This is a genomic window from Arthrobacter sp. Soil763 (assembly GCF_001428365.1).
Classification (GTDB): domain Bacteria; phylum Actinomycetota; class Actinomycetes; order Actinomycetales; family Micrococcaceae; genus Arthrobacter.
The window spans coordinates 637,031-655,382 of the sequence record NZ_LMSH01000003.1 but is presented as its reverse complement, the minus strand read 5'-3'; the positions used below and the strand labels follow the sequence as shown (position 1 = coordinate 655,382).

The 18,352-nt window shown below is 68.2% G+C and carries 11 protein-coding genes and 1 tRNA gene; 8 read left to right on the top strand and 4 right to left on the bottom strand.

The features are described from left to right. Positions 1 to 21: 21 nt before the first annotated feature. The 6 genes from trpB to pyk all read left to right on the top strand — a co-directional run bounded on the left by trpB (position 22) and on the right by pyk (position 11,373). Complete coding sequence (trpB, locus tag ASG71_RS12680) at positions 22 to 1,389, top strand: tryptophan synthase subunit beta (RefSeq protein ID WP_056739741.1); 1,368 nt, start codon at positions 22 to 24, stop codon at positions 1,387 to 1,389. Then, positions 1,386 to 2,219: a tryptophan synthase subunit alpha gene (gene trpA / locus ASG71_RS12675; protein WP_082575111.1), complete on the top strand. Its 834-nt coding sequence runs from the start codon at positions 1,386 to 1,388 to the stop codon at positions 2,217 to 2,219. Before trpB ends, trpA begins: the two co-directional genes overlap by 4 nt. 3 nt (positions 2,220 to 2,222) lie before the next feature. After that, positions 2,223 to 3,458, top strand: coding sequence for a prolipoprotein diacylglyceryl transferase (gene lgt, locus ASG71_RS12670; RefSeq protein WP_056739739.1), 1,236 nt, complete (start codon positions 2,223 to 2,225; stop codon positions 3,456 to 3,458). Between the two features lie 262 nt (positions 3,459 to 3,720). Then, on the top strand, positions 3,721 to 8,337 hold the full coding sequence (gene gltB, locus ASG71_RS12665) for a glutamate synthase large subunit (RefSeq protein ID WP_056739737.1): 4,617 nt from the start codon (positions 3,721 to 3,723) through the stop codon (positions 8,335 to 8,337). Then, complete coding sequence (locus ASG71_RS12660) at positions 8,330 to 9,787, top strand: glutamate synthase subunit beta (RefSeq protein ID WP_056739736.1); 1,458 nt, start codon at positions 8,330 to 8,332, stop codon at positions 9,785 to 9,787. Before gltB ends, ASG71_RS12660 begins: the two co-directional genes overlap by 8 nt. 89 nt (positions 9,788 to 9,876) lie before the next feature. Then, entirely contained in the window at positions 9,877 to 11,373 is a 1,497-nt protein-coding gene (gene pyk, locus ASG71_RS12655; protein ID WP_056739734.1) for a pyruvate kinase, read from the top strand. 79 nt (positions 11,374 to 11,452) lie between these two features. Here pyk and ASG71_RS12650 read toward each other — a convergent pair whose 3' ends face one another. Next, positions 11,453 to 12,058, bottom strand: a complete 606-nt coding sequence (locus tag ASG71_RS12650; RefSeq protein ID WP_056739732.1) for an ANTAR domain-containing response regulator — start codon at positions 12,056 to 12,058, stop codon at positions 11,453 to 11,455. Between the two features lie 207 nt (positions 12,059 to 12,265). Between ASG71_RS12650 and ASG71_RS12645 the strand changes: the two genes are divergently transcribed. Then, positions 12,266 to 12,347 (top strand) — tRNA-Leu (locus ASG71_RS12645). Between the two features lie 154 nt (positions 12,348 to 12,501). Here ASG71_RS12645 and ASG71_RS12640 read toward each other — a convergent pair. From ASG71_RS12640 to ASG71_RS12630, 3 genes are all read right to left on the bottom strand, one after another. Then, entirely contained in the window at positions 12,502 to 13,335 is an 834-nt protein-coding gene (locus ASG71_RS12640) for a hypothetical protein (RefSeq protein ID WP_056739730.1), read from the bottom strand. A 302-nt stretch (positions 13,336 to 13,637) separates the two neighbouring features. Beyond that, entirely contained in the window at positions 13,638 to 14,066 is a 429-nt protein-coding gene (locus ASG71_RS12635) for a GlcG/HbpS family heme-binding protein (RefSeq protein WP_056739728.1), read from the bottom strand. Then, on the bottom strand, positions 14,063 to 16,249 hold the full coding sequence (locus tag ASG71_RS12630) for a malate synthase G (protein WP_056739726.1): 2,187 nt from the start codon (positions 16,247 to 16,249) through the stop codon (positions 14,063 to 14,065). The genes ASG71_RS12635 and ASG71_RS12630 overlap by 4 nt, the downstream gene beginning before the upstream one ends. A gap of 307 nt (positions 16,250 to 16,556) precedes the next feature. Here ASG71_RS12630 and ASG71_RS12625 point away from each other — a divergent pair, with 307 nt between their 5' ends. Next, a complete protein-coding gene (locus tag ASG71_RS12625; RefSeq protein WP_056739724.1) occupies positions 16,557 to 18,311 on the top strand; it encodes an L-lactate permease in 1,755 nt (584 codons plus the stop codon). The last annotated feature ends 41 nt before the right edge of the window (positions 18,312 to 18,352 follow it).

The following is an 18,352-nucleotide window of genomic DNA, read 5'->3' as shown; positions in this document are numbered from 1 at the left end:
GCAGACAGGATGGTGAGACCGATGGCCGATGCGCCTACGACGGGCCCCGAGGACAACACGGTGGAGGCGTTCCTGGAAGGGAACAGGCCGGACGAGAACGGGCCGCAGGCCACGCCGTCGCTGCGCCACGCCCCCGGACCCTACTTCGGCTCCTACGGCGGCCGCTGGATGCCCGAGTCGCTGATCGCCGCCCTCGACGAGCTTGAGGACACGTTCGAGAAGGCCAAGGCCGACCCCGACTTCACCGCCCAGATCGCCGACCTGAACAAGAACTACTCCGGCCGGCCCTCCCTGCTCACCGAAGCCAAGCGCTTCGCCGAGCACGCCGGGGGAGTGCGCATCTTCCTCAAGCGCGAGGACCTCAACCACACCGGTTCGCACAAGATCAACAACGTCCTGGGCCAGGCGCTGCTGGCCAAGCGCATGGGCAAGACCCGGGTCATCGCCGAAACCGGCGCCGGCCAGCACGGCGTCGCCAGCGCCACCGCCGCTGCCCTGCTGGGCCTGGAGTGCGTGGTCTACATGGGCGCCGAAGACTGCCGCCGGCAGGCCCTGAACGTGGCACGGATGGAACTGCTCGGGGCCACCGTCATCCCGGTGACCAACGGCTCGCAGACGCTCAAGGACGCCATCAACGAGGCCCTGCGCGACTGGGTGGCCAACGTCGGCACCACCCACTACCTGCTGGGCACGGCCGCCGGAGCGCACCCGTTCCCGGCCATGGTCCGCTACTTCCACGAGGTCATCGGCGACGAGGCCCGCGCCCAGATCCTGGACCAGACCGGCCGGCTGCCCGACGCGGTGTGCGCCTGCATCGGCGGCGGGTCCAACGCCATCGGCATCTTCCACGGCTTCCTGGACGATCCCTCCGTGAGGATCTACGGCTTCGAAGCCGGCGGCGAAGGCGTGGAGACCGGCCGGCACGCGGCCACCATCACCCTGGGCAAGCCCGGCGTGCTGCACGGCGCGCGCTCCTACCTGATGCAGGACGACGACGGCCAGACCGTCGAGTCCCACTCGATTTCCGCCGGCCTGGACTACCCCGGCGTCGGCCCGGAGCACTCCTACCTCGCCGACATCGGACGGGTCAGCTACGAGCCGATCACCGACAGCGAAGCCATGGAGGCCTTCCGCCTGCTGTGCCGCACCGAGGGCATCATCCCGGCCATCGAGTCCGCGCACGCCCTCGCCGGCGCCATCAAGGTCGGCCAGCGGCTTGCCGCGGAAGCCGAGGCCGCCGGCGACGCCGCGGCAGCCGCGGACAAGGTCGTGATCGTCAACCTCTCCGGCCGGGGCGACAAGGACGTGGCCACCGCCGCGGAATGGTTCAACCTGCTGGACAAGGATTCACCCGAGCACGAAATCGCCCAGGAGGGGGAACAGCTGTGAGCACCGCCGAGAACAGCGCCAACGCGACGGTGCCCGGCACCAGCAAGTCCGCCGCCGCCATCGACCGGGCCCGCGCCCAGGGCCGTGCCGCCCTGATCGGCTACCTTCCGGCCGGTTACCCCAGCGTCGAGGACACCATCGCCGCCGGCATCGCGCTGGCGGAAAACGGTGCCGACCTGATCGAGATCGGCATCCCCTACTCCGACCCGGTGATGGACGGCCAGGTCATCCAGGCCGCCACCACCGAGGCCCTCGCCAAGGGCTTCCACGTCAGCCAGGTCTTCGACGTCGTCCACGGCATCACCAGCAAGACCGACGCCGCCGTCCTGGTCATGACCTACTGGAACCCGGTGGTCCGGATGGGCGTGGACGAGTTCTCCCGGCGCCTGGCCGAGGCCGGCGGTGCCGGGCTGATCACCCCCGACCTGATCCCGGACGAAGCCGCCGAATGGATGGCCGCCTCCGACAAGTACAGCCTGGACCGGGTGTTCCTGGTCGCGCCGTCCTCGACGCCGGAACGGATGAAGCGCACCGTGGACGCAAGCCGCGGCTTCGTCTACGCCGTCTCGATCATGGGCGTCACCGGTGCCCGCGCCTCGGTCAGCTCCGCTGCCCGGGACGTCGTCGCCGCCGCCCGCGCCGCCGGCGCCGAACGCGTCTGCGTCGGCCTGGGTGTCTCCAACTCCGGGCACGTGCGGGAGATCGCCGCGTACGCCGACGGCGTGATCGTCGGAACGGCCCTCGTCGCGGCAATCGGGGAAGGCGGCGTGGATGCTGTAGCGTCCCTGACGAAAGAGCTCAGCACCGGTCTCACCAAGGAAGAAGCGTAAGCAATGCAGTCAGTCCTCCGCGCGGCGGCGATGGTCCCCGCGAGCATTCCTAGCCCGGACTGGTCCGGCTTCGATATCCCGCTGCCCTGGGGGACCCTGCGGATCCATGCCTACGCGCTGTGCATCCTGGCCGGCATCATCGCCGGCCTCTGGCTCACCTCGGTGCGCTGGGCCCGCCGCGGCGCCCCTGAGGGCAGCGTGTGGGACATCGCCATCTGGGCCATTCCCTTCGGCATCATCGGCGGCCGGCTCTACCACGTGGTCTCCTCCCCGGACGCCTACTTCGGCCCCGGCTTTGACGGCACTGGCGACCTGTCCCTGATCCCGCAGATCCAGCGCGGCGGCCTGGGCATCTGGGGCGCCGTGGTGCTCGGCGCCGTCGGCGCCTGGATCGGCTGCCGCCGCGCCGGCGTCAAGCTCAGCGCTTTCATGGACGCCGCCGCCCCCGGGCTGCTGCTCGCCCAGGCGATCGGCCGCTGGGGCAACTACTTCAACCAGGAACTGTTCGGCGGCCCCACCACGCTGCCATGGGGTCTGCAGATCGACGCCGACAACCCCAACTTCCCGGCCGGAATGCCCGCCGACACCCTCTTCCACCCGACGTTCCTCTACGAGTCCCTCTGGAACCTCGTCGGCGTGGTCATCCTGCTGGCCCTGGACCGGAAGTTCAACTTCCGCCGCAGCCGGCTGTTCTGGCTCTACGCCATCTACTACACGCTGGGCCGGGTCTGGATCGAAGCGATGCGCATCGACGACGCCGAGCAGATCAGCCTCTTCGGCATCACCACCCGCCTGAACGTCTGGACCAGCATCTTCGTCCTGGTTGCCGCGGCCGTCGTATTCGTTCTCCTGGGGCTTCGCAAGGGTGAAGGAGCGGACACCCCGTACCTGCCCGGCCGGGAGCCGGCAGCCGTCGCAGCCACGGGCGACGCCGACGCCGCCACTGACGACGACGCAGAGGGGGACCGCGCACCCGCAAAGGACTCCGCTGCCGCGGATGCCGCCGCTCCGGAAACCGATGCTGCCGACGTCGTCCGCGATCCGGACACTGATGTCTCAGATAGTGAATCGCGTGATAATGTCCCGGAGAAGCACAGCGGTCCGGACCGCACTCCGGCCGCTGACGAAGCGGCCGGGGAACCCTCCGGCGGCACCATGGCCGCCCACGGGGAACCGGCAGCCGGAGTATCCGGCCGCCGGACCGGACCGGCCGGGCCGGAAGCTGACAGCACCAAGTAACCAAGCACCGGCCACCGGGCTGCACGGCGACCCCCGCCGGGCCCGGGTCCACAACGTCGTGGCAAGAAGGGATGTACGGCCAGCAACAACTGGATGCCGTGCAAACCCTGTTCCGGGGCCCGCGTAACCGTTCGTTCGGAAAGCGGCCGCTGGCCTACAATTCCAGTAGGAAAAACACACTGTTGTGCCCGTCACACCGGCGCACCGATTCGGGCCAATGTTGTCCCTCCCATACGCACGATCAGGAGGAAGGACGTCTACCATGACCCAAACTCTTCACCGCCCCAGTTGGTCCGGCAACGATGATGCCGGCGCAGCCGTGTCCCCCTTCAAGCGCTTCGCCGCCCTGCCGGAATCGGCGGGGCTGTACAACGCCGAGCAGGAAAAGGACGCCTGCGGCCTGGCCATCATCGCGACCCTGCGCGGGGAGCCCGGCTATGACATCGTCGACGCCGCCCTGACGGCGCTGCGCAACCTGGAACACCGCGGCGCCGTGGGCGCCGACGAGGGCACCGGCGACGGCGCCGGGCTCCTTATGCAGGTCCCGGACGAGTTCTTCCGGGCGGTCACGGACTTCGAACTGCCGGCCCCCGGCCAGTACGTCGTCGGCACCGCCTTCCTGCCGGCCGAACAGCGCGAATCCGACGCCGCCAAGGCCGGCATCGAATCGCTCGCCGCCGACGAGGGCCTCACCGTCCTTGGCTGGCGCGAGGTGCCGATCGTGGCCGACCTGGTCGGAGCCATGGCCCGGGCCTGCATGCCGTACTTCGCCCAGCCGTTCTTCGCCTCCAGCACCGGCGAGGCGCTCTCCCGGAACGAACTCGACTCCCGGGCCTGGCGGATCCGCAAGCGCGCGCAGAACAAGTTCGGCGTGTACTTCCCCTCGCTGTCCTCCCGGACCATCGTCTACAAGGGCATGCTGACCACCGCGCAGCTGGAGCCGTTCTACCCGGACCTCTCGGACACCCGCTTCAAGACCAAGCTCGCGATCGTGCACTCGCGCTTCTCCACCAACACCTTCCCCTCCTGGCCGCTGGCGCAGCCGTTCCGCACCATCGCCCACAACGGTGAGATCAACACCGTCAAGGGCAACCGCAACTGGATGCGCGCCCGGCAGTCGCAGCTGGCCAACCCGCTGCTCGGGGATAGCCCGGAAGAGCTCTACCCGATCTGCACCCCCGGTGCCTCCGACTCGGCGTCGTTCGACGAGGTCGCCGAGCTGCTCTGGCTCTCCGGCCGCCCCATCACGCACTCGATCATGATGATGATCCCGGAGGCCTGGGAAAACCACGCCACCATGGACCCGGCCCGCCGCGCGTTCTACGAGTACCACTCCCTGCTGATGGAGCCGTGGGACGGCCCCGCCGCCGTGTCCTTCACCGACGGCGCCCTCGTCGGTGCCACCCTGGACCGCAACGGGCTGCGCCCGGGCCGGTACTGGATCACCGAGGACGGCCTGGTCGTCTTCGCTTCCGAGGTGGGCGTCATCGACGTCGAACCCTCCAAGGTGGTCAAGAAGGGCCGCGTCTCCCCGGGCAAGATGTTCCTGGTGGACACCGAAGCCGGCCGGATCATCGACGACGCCGAGGTCAAGGCCGAGGTCGCCGCCGCCAACCCGTGGGCCGAGTGGGTCAAGGACAACCTGATCGACCTCAAGGACCTGCCCGAGCGTGAGCACGTCGTGCACACCGCGGCCTCGGTCAACATCCGCCAGCGGACCTTCGGCTACACCACCGAGGAACTGAAGATCCTGCTCGGCCCGATGGCCCGCACCGGCGCCGAACCGCTCGGGGCCATGGGCTCCGACACCCCCGTCGCGGTGCTGTCCAAGCGGCCCCGGCTGCTGTTCGACTACTTCGTGCAGTCCTTCGCGCAGGTCACCAACCCGCCGCTGGACGCCATCCGCGAGGAACTGGTCACGTCCCTGACCTGCGCCATCGGTCCCAACGGCAACCTGCTGGACACCAAGCAGGTCCGCCAGCCGCAGGTCTCGCTGCCGTTCCCGGTGATCAACAACGACCAGCTGGCCAAGATCTCGAACATCGAGAACGCCGACGGCGACCGGGTCGCCATGAAGGTCCGCGGCCTGTACCGGCCCGACGGCGGCGAGCACGCCCTGCGCGCCCGGCTGACCGAAATCTGCGAGCAGGTATCCGGCGCCATCAACCGCGGCGTGCAGTACGTCGTCCTCTCGGACCGCGACTCGAACGCCCAGTGGGCCCCGATCCCGTCCCTGCTGCTGGTCAGCGCCGTGCACCACCACCTGCTGCGCAGCGCCAACCGCACCAAGACCGCCCTCGTCGTCGAGGCCGGCGACGTCCGCGAAACCCACCACGTGGCCGTGCTGATCGGTTACGGCGCCTCCGCGGTGAACCCGTACCTGGCGATGGAATCCGTGGAGCAGCTCATCAGCTCCGGCGACGTCACCGGCGTCACCCCGCAGGACGGCGTCTACAACCTGATTAAGGGCCTCGGCAAGGGCGTCCTGAAGATCATGTCCAAGATGGGCATCTCCACCGTCGCCTCGTACACCGGCGCCCAGACCTTCGAGGCCCTGGGCCTGGGCCAGGAACTGGTCGACGAGTACTTCGCCGGCACGCACTCCCAGCTCGGCGGCGTCGGCCTCGACGTGATCGCGGCCGAGGTCGCGGCGCGCCACCGGATGGCGTACCCCGAAAGCGGGATTGAGCTGCCGCACCAGCCCCTGCTGGGCGGCGGTGAGTACCAGTGGCGCCGCGACGGCGAACCGCACCTGTTCAACCCGGAGACCGTGTTCCGGCTGCAGCACGCCACGCGCGAACGCCGCTATGACATCTTCAAGGCCTACACCCGGGGCGTGGACGACCAGTCCACCAACCTGATGACGCTGCGCGGGCTGCTGAAGTTCAAGGGCGGACTGCGTCCGGCGGTTCCGCTGGAAGAAGTGGAACCGGTCTCCAGCATCGTCAAGCGCTTCTCCACCGGCGCCATGAGCTACGGCTCCATCTCCCAGGAGGCCCACGAAACCCTCGCGATCGCGATGAACCGCCTCGGCGGCAAGTCCAACACCGGGGAAGGCGGCGAGGACGTCGACCGGCTGCTGGACCCGACCCGCCGGTCCGCGGTCAAGCAGATCGCGTCCGGCCGGTTCGGCGTCACGAGCCTGTACCTGACCAACGCCGACGACATCCAGATCAAGATGGCCCAGGGCGCGAAACCCGGCGAGGGCGGCCAGCTGATGGCCCAGAAGGTCTACCCGTGGGTGGCCCGCACCCGGCACTCCACACCCGGCGTCGGGCTCATTTCCCCGCCCCCGCACCACGACATCTACTCGATCGAGGACCTCGCGCAGCTGATCTACGACGCCAAGCGCGCCAACCCCTCGGCGCGGGTGCACGTCAAGCTCGTCTCCGAGGTCGGCATCGGCACGGTCGCGGCCGGCGTGACCAAGGCCAAGGCCGACGTCGTGCTGGTCTCCGGCCACGACGGCGGCACCGGCGCCTCGCCGCTGAACTCGCTCAAGCACGCCGGCGTGCCCTGGGAGCTCGGCCTCGCCGAGACCCAGCAGACGCTCATGCTCAACGGCCTGCGCGACCGCGTGGTGGTGCAGGTGGACGGCCAGCTCAAGACCGGCCGCGACGTCGTGATTGCCGCGCTGCTCGGCGGCGAGGAGTTCGGGTTCGCCACCGCGCCACTGGTGGTCTCCGGTTGCATTATGATGCGCGTCTGCCACCTGGACACCTGCCCGGTGGGCGTCGCGACCCAGAACCCCGAACTGCGGTCCCGGTTCAACGGCAAGCCCGAATTCGTGGTCAACTTCTTCGAGTTCCTGGCCGAGGAAGTCCGCGAAATCCTCGCCGAGCTCGGTTTCCGCAGCCTCGAGGAGGCGATCGGCCACGCCGAGATGCTCGACACCCGGGACGCGATCAGCCACTGGAAGGCCGAAGGGCTGGACCTGGACCCGATCCTGCACGGGCTCGAGTTCGACGACGACGCGCCGCTGCGCAACCTCACCGGCCAGAACCATGAGCTGGACAAGCACTTCGACCAGCGGCTGATCGCGATGGCCGCCGAGGCGCTCAGCGACCGCACCCCGGTGAAGATCACCGTGGACGTGATCAACACGGACCGTTCGGTCGGCACCATGCTCGGGCACACCGTCACCAAGACGTTCGGCACCGACGTGCTGGCCACCGACACGATCGACGTGACGCTGACCGGCACCGCCGGCCAGTCGCTCGGTGCGTTCCTGCCGGCCGGCATCACGCTGCGGATGTTCGGGGACTCCAACGACTACGTCGGCAAGGGCCTCTCCGGCGGCCGGATCATCGTCCGCCCGGACCGCACCAATGTCTTCCCGGCCGAACGGAACGTGATCGCGGGCAACGTGATCGGCTACGGCGCCACTAGCGGCGAGCTGTTCCTCCGCGGCCAGGTGGGGGAGCGGTTCATGGTGCGCAACTCCGGCGCCACCGCCGTCGTCGAAGGCATCGGCGACCACGGCTGCGAGTACATGACCGGCGGCCAGGCGCTCATCCTCGGCCGGACCGGACGCAACTTCGGCGCCGGCATGTCAGGCGGCACCGCCTACGTGCTGGACCTGCAGCCCGAACGGGTCAACAAGCAGGCCCTAGACGCGGGGGAGCTGCAGCTGCGCGAACTCGACGCCGAGGACCGCGACATTGTCCACGGGCTGCTGGTCAAGCACCTTGAGGAAACCGAGTCGCAGTACGCGGCGCGGCTGCTCGAGGACTTTGACGACACCGCAGCCCGCATAACCAAGGTGCTGCCGCGGGACTACGCGGCCGTACAGCAAACCCGTCTTGACGCCATCGAAGAGGGCCTGGACCCCGACGGCGAAGAAGTTTGGTCTCGAATCCTGGAGGTGACCGGTGGCTGATCCACGCGGATTTCTGAAAGTACGCCAGCGTGAAACCCAGCCGCGCCGTCCCGTTCCGGTCCGGATCATGGACTGGAAAGAGGTCTATGAGGCCCAGGAGAAGGGCGTCCTGAAGGCCCAGGCCGGCCGCTGCATGGACTGCGGCGTGCCGTTCTGCCACCAGGGCTGCCCGCTGGGCAACCTGATCCCGGAATGGAACGACCTCGTCTGGCGCGACAAGGGCGAGGAAGCCATGGAACGGCTGCACGCCACCAACAACTTCCCCGAGTTCACCGGCCGGCTCTGCCCGGCCCCCTGCGAGGCGTCCTGCGTGCTGGGGATCAACCAGCCCGCGGTCACCATCAAGCAGGTCGAGGTCTCGATCGTGGACCAGGCCTTCGACAACGGCTGGGTCACCCCGCTGCCGCCGGCGCGCCTAACGGGCAAGACGGTCGCCGTCGTCGGTTCCGGCCCCGCCGGGCTCGCGGTCGCGCAGCAGCTGACCCGGGTCGGGCACACCGTGGCCGTCTATGAGCGCGACGACAAGATCGGCGGCCTGCTGCGGTACGGCATCCCCGACTTCAAGATGGAAAAAGAGCACGTCGACCGCCGGCTGGACCAGATGAAGGCCGAGGGCACCCGCTTCCGGACCGGCGTCGCGGTCGGCACCGACGTGACCTGGGAGCAGCTGCGCCGCCGCTACGACGCCGTCGTGATCGCGACCGGCGCGACCGTCCCGCGGGACCTGCCGATCCCGGGCCGCGAGCTCGAGGGCGTGCACTTCGCGATGGACTACCTGGTCCCAGCGAACCGCGCCGTGGCGGGCGAAACGGTGGAGAACCAGATCAACGCCGCCGGCAAGCACGTCGTGATCCTCGGCGGCGGCGACACCGGGGCAGACTGCCTCGGAACCGCGCACCGGCACAAGGCCGCGTCCGTGACCACGCTGGCGATCGGCAAGCAGCCGTCCGCCGAACGCGCCGCCCACCAGCCATGGCCGACGTTCCCGACACTGTTCGAGGTAGCCAGCGCCCACGAGGAAGGCGGCGAACGCACGTACCTCGCCTCCACCGTGGAGTTCGTCGGCGAGAACGGGAAGCTGACCGGCGTGAAGGTCGCCGAAACCGAGTTTGTCGACGGCAAGCGCCTGCCCAAGGCAGGCACCGAGCGGATCATCCCGGCGGACCTCGTCTTCCTCTCCCTCGGGTTCACCGGCGCGGAACCGGCCGGCATCACCGACCAGGTCCACGCCGAGTTCGACGGCCGCGGCAACGTGGCCCGCGACGGCTACTACATGACCAACACCGACGGGGTTTTCGTCGCCGGCGACGCCGGCCGCGGCCAGTCGCTGATCGTCTGGGCCATCGCGGAGGGACGTGCCTGCGCCGCCGCGGTGGACAAGTTCTTGATGGGCAGCACCGTTCTGCCGGCGCCGGTCGCGCCGACCGACCGGGCGATCGCGGTCCTCTAAGCGGTCCGGGCCGCGGCCGGCCCGGACCGTCACCGGCTGTTCGCCGCCCCGAAGACTTAAATCAACCAAGAGACAACTAGGGTAGGTATATGAGACGCGCTAAAATTGTGGCCACTTTCGGACCGGCGATCGCGAGCTTCGACAACACGCTCGCCGTCCTCGAAGCCGGGGTCGACGTGGCCCGGATGAACATGAGCCACGGGGATTACTCCGTCCACGACAACACGTACGAGAACGTGCGCAAGGCCGCCGGCCAGCTGGGCAAGGCGGTCGCGATCATGGCCGACCTCCAGGGACCGAAGATCCGCCTCGGCCGGTTTGTTGACGGCCCGCACCTGCTCAACGTCGGTGACACTTTCACGATCACCACCGAAGACGTCCCGGGCACCAAGGACATCTGCTCCACGACGCTCAAGAGCCTCACCGAGGACGTCAAGCCCGGCGATGCCCTGCTGATCGACGACGGCAAGGTCGCGCTCCGCGCCCTCGAGGTCGACGACGTCAAGGTCGTCGCCACGGTGACCGTCGGCGGCTACGTCTCGAACAACAAGGGCATCAACCTGCCCGGCGTTGCCGTCAACGTGCCCGCCCTGAGCGAAAAGGACGAGGACGACCTCCGCTGGGCCATGCGCCGCGGCGTGGACATGGTCGCCCTGTCCTTCGTCCGCGACGCCACCGACATCAAGCGCGTCCACGAAATCATGGACGAGGAAGGCCGCCGGGTGCCGGTGATCGCCAAGATCGAAAAGCCCCAGGCCGTCGAGCAGCTGCCCGAGATCATCGATGCCTTCGACGCCATTATGGTGGCCCGCGGCGACCTCGGTGTGGAACTGCCGCTGGAGGAAGTGCCGATCGTCCAGAAGCGCGCCGTCGAGCTCGCCCGCCGCTGGGCCAAGCCGGTCATCGTCGCCACCCAGGTGCTCGAATCGATGATCGACAACCCGCGCCCGACCCGGGCCGAGGCGTCCGACTGCGCCAACGCCGTGCTCGACGGCGCCGACGCGGTCATGCTCTCGGGCGAGACCAGCGTGGGCAAGTACCCGATCGAAACGGTCAAGACCATGGCCCGGATCATCGAATCCACCGAGGTCCACGGCTTGGAGCGCGTTCCGCCGCTGGGCACCAAGCCCAAGACCCGCGGCGGCGCGATCACCCGTGCCGCCGTCGAGATCGCCGACCAGCTGGAAGCGAAGTACATCTGTACCTTCACCCAGTCCGGTGACTCGGCACGCCGCCTCTCGCGGTTGCGCCCGATCCGTCCGGTCTTCGCCTTCACCCCGGTGGAGCACGTCTGGAACCAGCTGGCCCTGACCTGGGGCATCCAGCCGGTCCTGGTGCCGATGGTCGGCCACACCGACGAGATGACGGCGCAGGTTGACCGCAACCTGCTGGAGATGGACCTGGTCGACGACGGGGACATGGTGGTCATCGCCGCCGGTTCGCCTCCCGGACAGGCCGGTTCCACCAACATGCTCAAGGTCCACAAGGTGGGCGACCTGGCCGACGCCGGCAGCCAGGGAGAGGCCGTCACCAAGGACAAGCTCGGCCCCTGGCCGGAAAAGAAGAAGAAGAACAACAAGGTCTAGGTTCTTCCAGGCCAAAGGGGGAGGGCCCCGCCGCTGATGCCAGCGGCGGGGCCCTCCCTTTTGTCTGCTTGCTGGTCGGCTAGTTGACCTGGTTGATGATGGTCTCGGCGACTTCGCGCATGCTCAGGCGGCGGTCCATCGAGGTCTTCTGGATCCAGCGGAAGGCTTCCGGCTCGGTCAGGCCCATCTTGGTGGTCAGCAGGCTCTTGGCGCGCTCGACCAGCTTGCGGGTGGCGAACTGTTCCTGCAGGTCGCTGACTTCGCTTTCGAGGGCCTTGATCTCCTCGTGGCGGGACAGTGCGATCTCCAGGGCCGGGATCAGGTCCGCGGGCGTGAAGGGCTTCACCACGTACGCCATGGCGCCGGCGTCGCGGGCGCGCTCGACCAGTTCCTTCTGGCTGAACGCGGTCAGCAGCACGACGGGGGCGATCCGGGCCTTGACGATCTTCTCGGCGGCGGAGATGCCGTCCATGACCGGCATCTTGACGTCCATCAGGACCAGGTCCGGCTTCAGCTCTTCGGCGAGCTGGACGGCCTTCTCGCCGTTGTCTGCCTCGCCGACGACGTCGTAGCCTTCGCCGCGCAGGATCTCGATGATGTCCAGGCGGATGAGGGTCTCATCCTCGGCGACGACGACGCGGCGCGCCGGCTGGGAGGTGGGGGTTGACTCCGTCTGTTCTGACACGGGTACTCCTTGGAAAGGTACGGCGGGAACTGGACCATGTAGGGCTCGTCCGCTGGTGTACTGGGGGCCGGTAGGGATCGATGCGGCGTCACTGGCGCGATTCTGGAATTCAGCCTATCTGCATGTAGAGTAAATCCGCGCACCGGAAGCGATCGCGTTGCTCACAGCACCCTGGAGCAGGCGAATATGACAACCGGTGTCCTCCGCGCCCGAGTGGCGGAATTGGCAGACGCGCCGCACTCAAAATGCGGTATCGAAAGGTGTGTGGGTTCGAGTCCCACCTCGGGCACAATGTTTCCGCAGGTCGGACCTCTTCGGCCAGTCGGATATGGACAAAATTTCAAAACAGGCTGCGGCCCCTGACGAAGGAGGGCCCCGGACCGGTCTTCGGTCCGGGGCCCTCCTGCTGGTTCACTAGTCGAAGCCGGCGTGGCCAGTTGCGGTTAGCGGTGGCGCTGCAGGTTCGCCTTGGCCGCGGTGACGGCCGCCTGGGCGGCGGCGTTCGCCTGGGCCGCGGCAGCCTGGGCTGCAGCGATGGATGCTTTGGCCGAGGTGATCGCTGCGGCGAGGTCGCTCTGCGCAGCGGCCAGGGCGGCCTGGTCCGCGGCGAGCTTGGCCTTGGCTTCGTCGAACGCCGTCCGAGCCTGCGTCTGGGCCTCGGTGTCGGCGGTCAGCTTGTCCTGCGCGGCGGTGAGGGCAGCGGCGTCGGCGTCCAGGCGGGCCTGGTCGGTGGCCAGTTGGGCGTTTGCTGCGTCCAGGGCGGTCTGGGCGGCGGTCAGTTCGTCCGGTGTGGTGGCGGCGGCGAGCTGGTCCTGCGCGGCGCTGACGGCTGCATTGTCCGCGTCAACGGCCTTCTGGTCATTCGCAACCGCGTCCTGCGCGGTGGTCACGGCGGTCTGGTCCGCAGCGACAGCGGCAGACGCGGCGTCCAACGCAGCCTGGGCGGAGGTGACGGCTGCGGAGTCGGCCGCAACCAGGGCCTGGGCCGCATCGACCTTGTCGTGGGCGGCACCGACCAGCTTCGCGCCGGCGGCGCGTGCCGCAGCGATCTGCTTGTTGCCGGCGGCCCGGACCTTGCCGGCGTTCGCCACTGCGGCGCCGAAGGCCTTGGCGGCGGCCAGGTGCGCGGCAGCCGTCTTGGCCGCCGTGGCGCGGGCAGGCACGGTGTGGGAGGGCTTGGCGTGGGCCACGGGGGCCGCCTGGGCAGCGCCCGCACCGACGGTGGCCGCGGAGGCGGCGATGGCGACGGCGGTGAGGATCTGGGAGGTTTTGCGCATGATGTTTCTCTCGGATAAGAGCGTCCGGCACCCTGAGGGTGTCTGACGCCGCCTTTGTGCCCGGTGAGACCGGCTGCTGTTATCGTGTCAGGCCTGAAGGGCGCTTATTCACGGGTTTGCTCAAAGCTGCGCGGAAAATTGCCTAAAGTTGCGCTGAAGCCGCAACAAGGTGCCGCGTCCTGCTGGGCCCGTGCCTCTCCTCTGAATGAAGCCCGCAACAGCTGAGGCCCATGACCGTCAGGTCATGGGCCTCAGCGCTCTTCCCGATCAGGGACGACGTTCCGCGGGCTGGAGCGACGCCGTCAGGACACCTGGGCAGTCAGGCCGGCGGCCTCGATCGCCGTCGTGGCTGCTGTCTCGTCATTGTCGGAGCTGTCTCCGCTGATGCCGACGGCGCCGATGACCGACCCATCCTGGTCGCGTACCAGGACTCCGCCGGGTACCGGGATCAGGCGTCCGCCGAGCGCAGCGGTTGCCGCCGCGATGAAGTACGCCTGCTGCTCGGCGCGCTCCATGATGGCACGCGACCCCATCCCGAGGGCCAACGCACCGTACGCCTTCCCTTGTGCGATCTCAAAGCGGTTGTTCGAGGCGCCGTCCTGGCGCGCGGCGGCGAGGAGGTGGCCGCCGGCGTCGAGCACGACGACGGTCAGGGGTTTGAAGCCGTGCTGCGCGCCCGCCGCTAGGGCGTCGGCGATGATGGACTGGGCGGATGCCAGGGTCAGGTTCATGATGCGTTCCTCGCCAGATCGTCGGTGTGTTTGTGTGCCGCGCGGCGCCGGTGCAGGATCGGTTCGGTGTAGCCGGACGGTTGGGCGGCGCCTTCGAGGACGAGTTCGCGTGCTGCGAGGAACGCCTCGGAGTCGAACGCCGGGGACATGGGCTGGTAGCCGGGGTCGGAAGCGTTCTGCTCGTCGACGACGGCGGCCATCCGCCGCAGGGACGCTTCGACCTCGTCTGTGGTGATGACGCCGTGCAGGAGCCAGTTGGAGACGTGCTGCGAGCTGATCCGGCAGGTGGCGCGGTCCTCCATCAGGGCGGTGCCGTGGATGTCGGGGACCTTGGAGCACCCGACGCCGTCGTTCACCCAGCGGACCACGTAGCCGAGCGTGCTCTGGATGTTGTTGTCCAGCTCGTTGCGGCGGTCTTCGGCGGTCCAGCCGGCGGGGTCGCCGAGGGGGATGGTGAGTAGTTGCCGCAGGGTCGAGCGTCGCTTTCCGGCGAGTTCGGCCTGTCGGGCGTCCACGTCCACCTCGTGGTAGTGGGTGGCGTGCAGTGTCGCGGCGGTCGGCGAGGGGACCCAGGCGCAGTCGGCGCCGGCGAGCGGGTGAGCGCCCTTCTGGGCGAGCATGTCCGCCAGGTTATCTGGAGCCGCCCACATGCCCTTTCCGATCTGGGCGCGGCCGCTGAAGCCGCACTCCAGGCCGATGTCGACGTTCGCGTCCTCGTAGGCCTTGATCCAGCTGGAGTTCCGCATGTCGGCTTTGCGGACCATGGGTCCGGCGAGCATGGAGGTGTGGATCTCGTCGCCGGTGCGGTCCAGGAAGCCGGTATTGATGAACGCGACGCGCTCCCGCGCCTCCCAGATGCACGCCTTCAGGTTCGCCGACGTGCGGCGTTCCTCGTCCATGATGCCGATCTTCAGGGTGAGCGGTTCAAGGCCCAGCACAGTCTCCGCACCGGCGAACAGGGCACAAGCCACGGCCACTTCATCCGGTCCGTGCATCTTCGGCTTGACGATGTACACCGAGCCGGTCCGCGAGTTGTGGCCGGCGTGCGGCCCGCGCAGGTCGTGCACGGAGCCGAGGCCGGTGAACAGGGCGTCGAGGATCTCTTCGGGGACCGGAGCGCCGGCAGGATCGAGCACGGAGTCGCTGGTCATCAGGTGGCCCACCTGCCGGATGAGCAGCAGCGAGCGGCCGGGCAGGGTCAGCTCCGAGCCGTCGGGTGCCGTGTAGACCCGGTCAGGGTTGAGCCGCCGGGTGGAGGTGCGTCCGTCCTTGGCGACCTCGGCGGTCAGGGTGCCCTGCATCAGCTGCAGCCAGTTGCGGTAGCCGGAGACCTTGTCCCCGGCGTCGACCGCGGCGACGGAGTCCTCGAGGTCCATGATCGTCGTCGTTGCGGACTCCAGCACAATGTCCTTCACGCCGGCCGCGTCACCCGATCCGATGGGGTGGCTGCGGTCGATCTGGAGTTCCACGTGCAGTCCGTGGTGCACGAGCAGCACGGATTCGGGCGCGTCGGCGGCCCCCTGGTATCCCGCGAGCTGGCCCTGATCGGCCAGCCCCTGCGGCCCCTCCGGCGTTTCGGCGACGAGAGTGCCGTCGGCGATCCGGTAGGCGGTGACATCAGCATGCGATCCGGCGGCCAGGGGCGTGTGTTCATCCAGGAACTTCCGCCCGTGGGCGACGACGGCGGCGCCGCGGACCGGGTTGTAACCGCCGGTGCGTTCGCGTCCCTCCGTCTCATCGATGACGTCGGTGCCGTAGAGCGCGTCGTACAGCGAACCCCAGCGTGCGTTGGCGGCGTTGGCCGCGAACCGGGCATTCAGCAGCGGCACCACCAGTTGGGGGCCCGAGACGGAGGCGATCTCGGCGTCCACGTGGTCGGTGGTGATGGCAAAGTCCCCGGGTTCCTGGACCAGGTAGCCGATGGAGCGCAGGAAGGCCTCGTAGTCCTCGGGATCCAGCGGCGCTGCGCCGTGCGAACGGTGGTACTCGTCGATCTGCTCCTGCAGGCGGTCACGGACGCCCAGCAGCTCCTGCACCCGCGGCGAGAACTCCGTGATCAGGGCGGCGGCACCGGCCCAGAACGCCTGCTCGTCGATGCCCGTACCCGGCAGCGCTTCGTCCCGGACGAAGGCGTAGAGGTCCTCGGCGACGCTTAGCCCGTTTGTCTCCACATGATTCGCCATACCGGCCACCTCTCAAGTCTGTCCTAGCAAAGAAATTTCGTATTGTGGAACTTAAATACCAATATACAAAAGCTACCCACCCCCGACGCCGCGTGTCAACGCCTGCGGCGGAGTGCCGCCGATTGCGGCGCCGCGCCGGGTCGTGCGGTTGACTGTGATCTGGATCGCACATAACCTCGGTCACTGAATATCACTGATCAAAAGATATATTTCACGATGCGGAATTACCTGTGTGGCTGAGTGGATTATCCGCCTCGGTGCTCTCGCAGTGCCCCACCGATTGCTCGGGAAAAACAAAGGAGTTTTTGTGAGTCCAAGGCTTGAGTCTTTTCAGCAGGTCACAGATCCGATTGCGGGATCCCTCGCCCTCTCGGCCGTGGTGGCCGCACTGCCGCTGCTGGTTCTCTTCGTGCTGCTGGGGGTGTTCCGCGTCAAGGCGCCCAAGGCGGCTATCGCGAGCCTGCTGCTGTCCATCGTGCTTGCCATCGTGGGCTGGCAGATGCCGTTCGGCCAGGTGCTCAGCGCCACGGCACAGGGCGCCTTCTACGCCTTTTTCCCGATCCTCTGGATCCTGATCAACGCCCTGTGGGTCTACAAGCTGACGGTCGATACGCCCTGGTTCGAGGTTTTGGGCCGGACCATCCGCTCCATTTCCAATGACCTGCGAATTCTCTCGATCCTGATCGCTTTCTGCTTTGGCGCGCTGCTTGAGTCGCTGGCGGGCTTCGGTGCGCCGGTGGCCATTTCGGCGGCGATGCTGATGGCTGCCGGCATGAAACCCCTCAAGTCGGCTATCGTCGCGCTGCTGGCCAATACGGCCCCGGTAGCATTCGGCGCGATGGCCGCTCCGATCATCGCCCTCAATGGCGTCACGGGCGTCCCGCTTCATGACCTCAGCTCCATGGCCGGGCGCCAAACGCCCTTCGTCGCCGCTGTCGTCCCGCTCATCCTTGTCTTCATCGTCGATGGCAGGCGCGGCCTCCGACAGACCTGGCCCGTGGCCCTCGTCTCGGGCGTCGTCTTCGGTTTGGCCCAGTTCGTGGCCTCAAACTTCATGGTCGTTGAACTCACCGACGTCGTTGCCGCCATTGCGACCGTCGTTGCGGTCCTGCTCATGCTCAAGTTCTGGCAGCCGGCCCAGATCATCGGAATGAACGACGTCGGCGAGAGCGACGGCGCCGACGCCGAACTCGTCAGTGTCGGCGCGCAGTCGCGCACGGGTTACGGAACGTCGTCAGGCCTGGGCGGCGTGAGCCGCAACGGTGCGCCGGTCCAGGCCGGCACGCCCGGCAAGGAAAACGGTGCAGCCGTACGGCCGCCCAACGGCGAGGTCTGGATGGCTGTTGCCCCCTATCTCATCATCATGGCCGTGTTCTCGATCGCCCAGATTCCGGCGGTGAAAGCCTGGCTCACGGCCATCGGTTCGGTCACGTTCGAATGGCCCGGTCTGGACGCTGTGGATCCCAACGGGAAGCCGGTCGCCGCCCACAAGTTCAAGCTTGACCACCTCAAGGCCACCGGCACGATGCTGCTGATCTCGGGCATGATCACCATGGCGCTCTACAAGCTGGCCCCCCTGCGGGGCCTCCGGATCTACCGCGAGACGCTGTTCCAGCTGCGGTGGACCATCGTGACCGTCACCTCGGTCCTGGCGCTGGCGTTCGTTATGAACGTCTCGGGCCAGACCAACTCGCTGGGCCTGGCCCTGGCCTCGGCCGGAGGTTTCTTCGCGATTTTGTCCCCGCTGCTGGGCTGGATCGGCGTGGCGCTCACCGGGTCCGACACTTCCTCCAACTCTCTGTTCGGGCAGCTGCAGGTCACCGCCGCCGAACAGACCGGCCTGTCGCCGACGCTCATGGCGGCGTCCAACTCCTCGGCAGGGGTGCTGGGCAAGATGCTGTCCCTGCAGAACCTGGCTGTGGCCGCCGCTGCGGTTGGCCTGGATGGTGCGGAGAGCGTCCTGTTCCGGAAGCTCATCGGCTGGAGCCTGGCGCTGCTGGCATTCCTGACCATTCTTATCTTCCTGCAGTCCACCCCCGTTCTGGGGTGGATGGTTCCCTAGGCAACCGACGCCGTCCCGTGCCGGCAGCCAGGCGGCTGCCG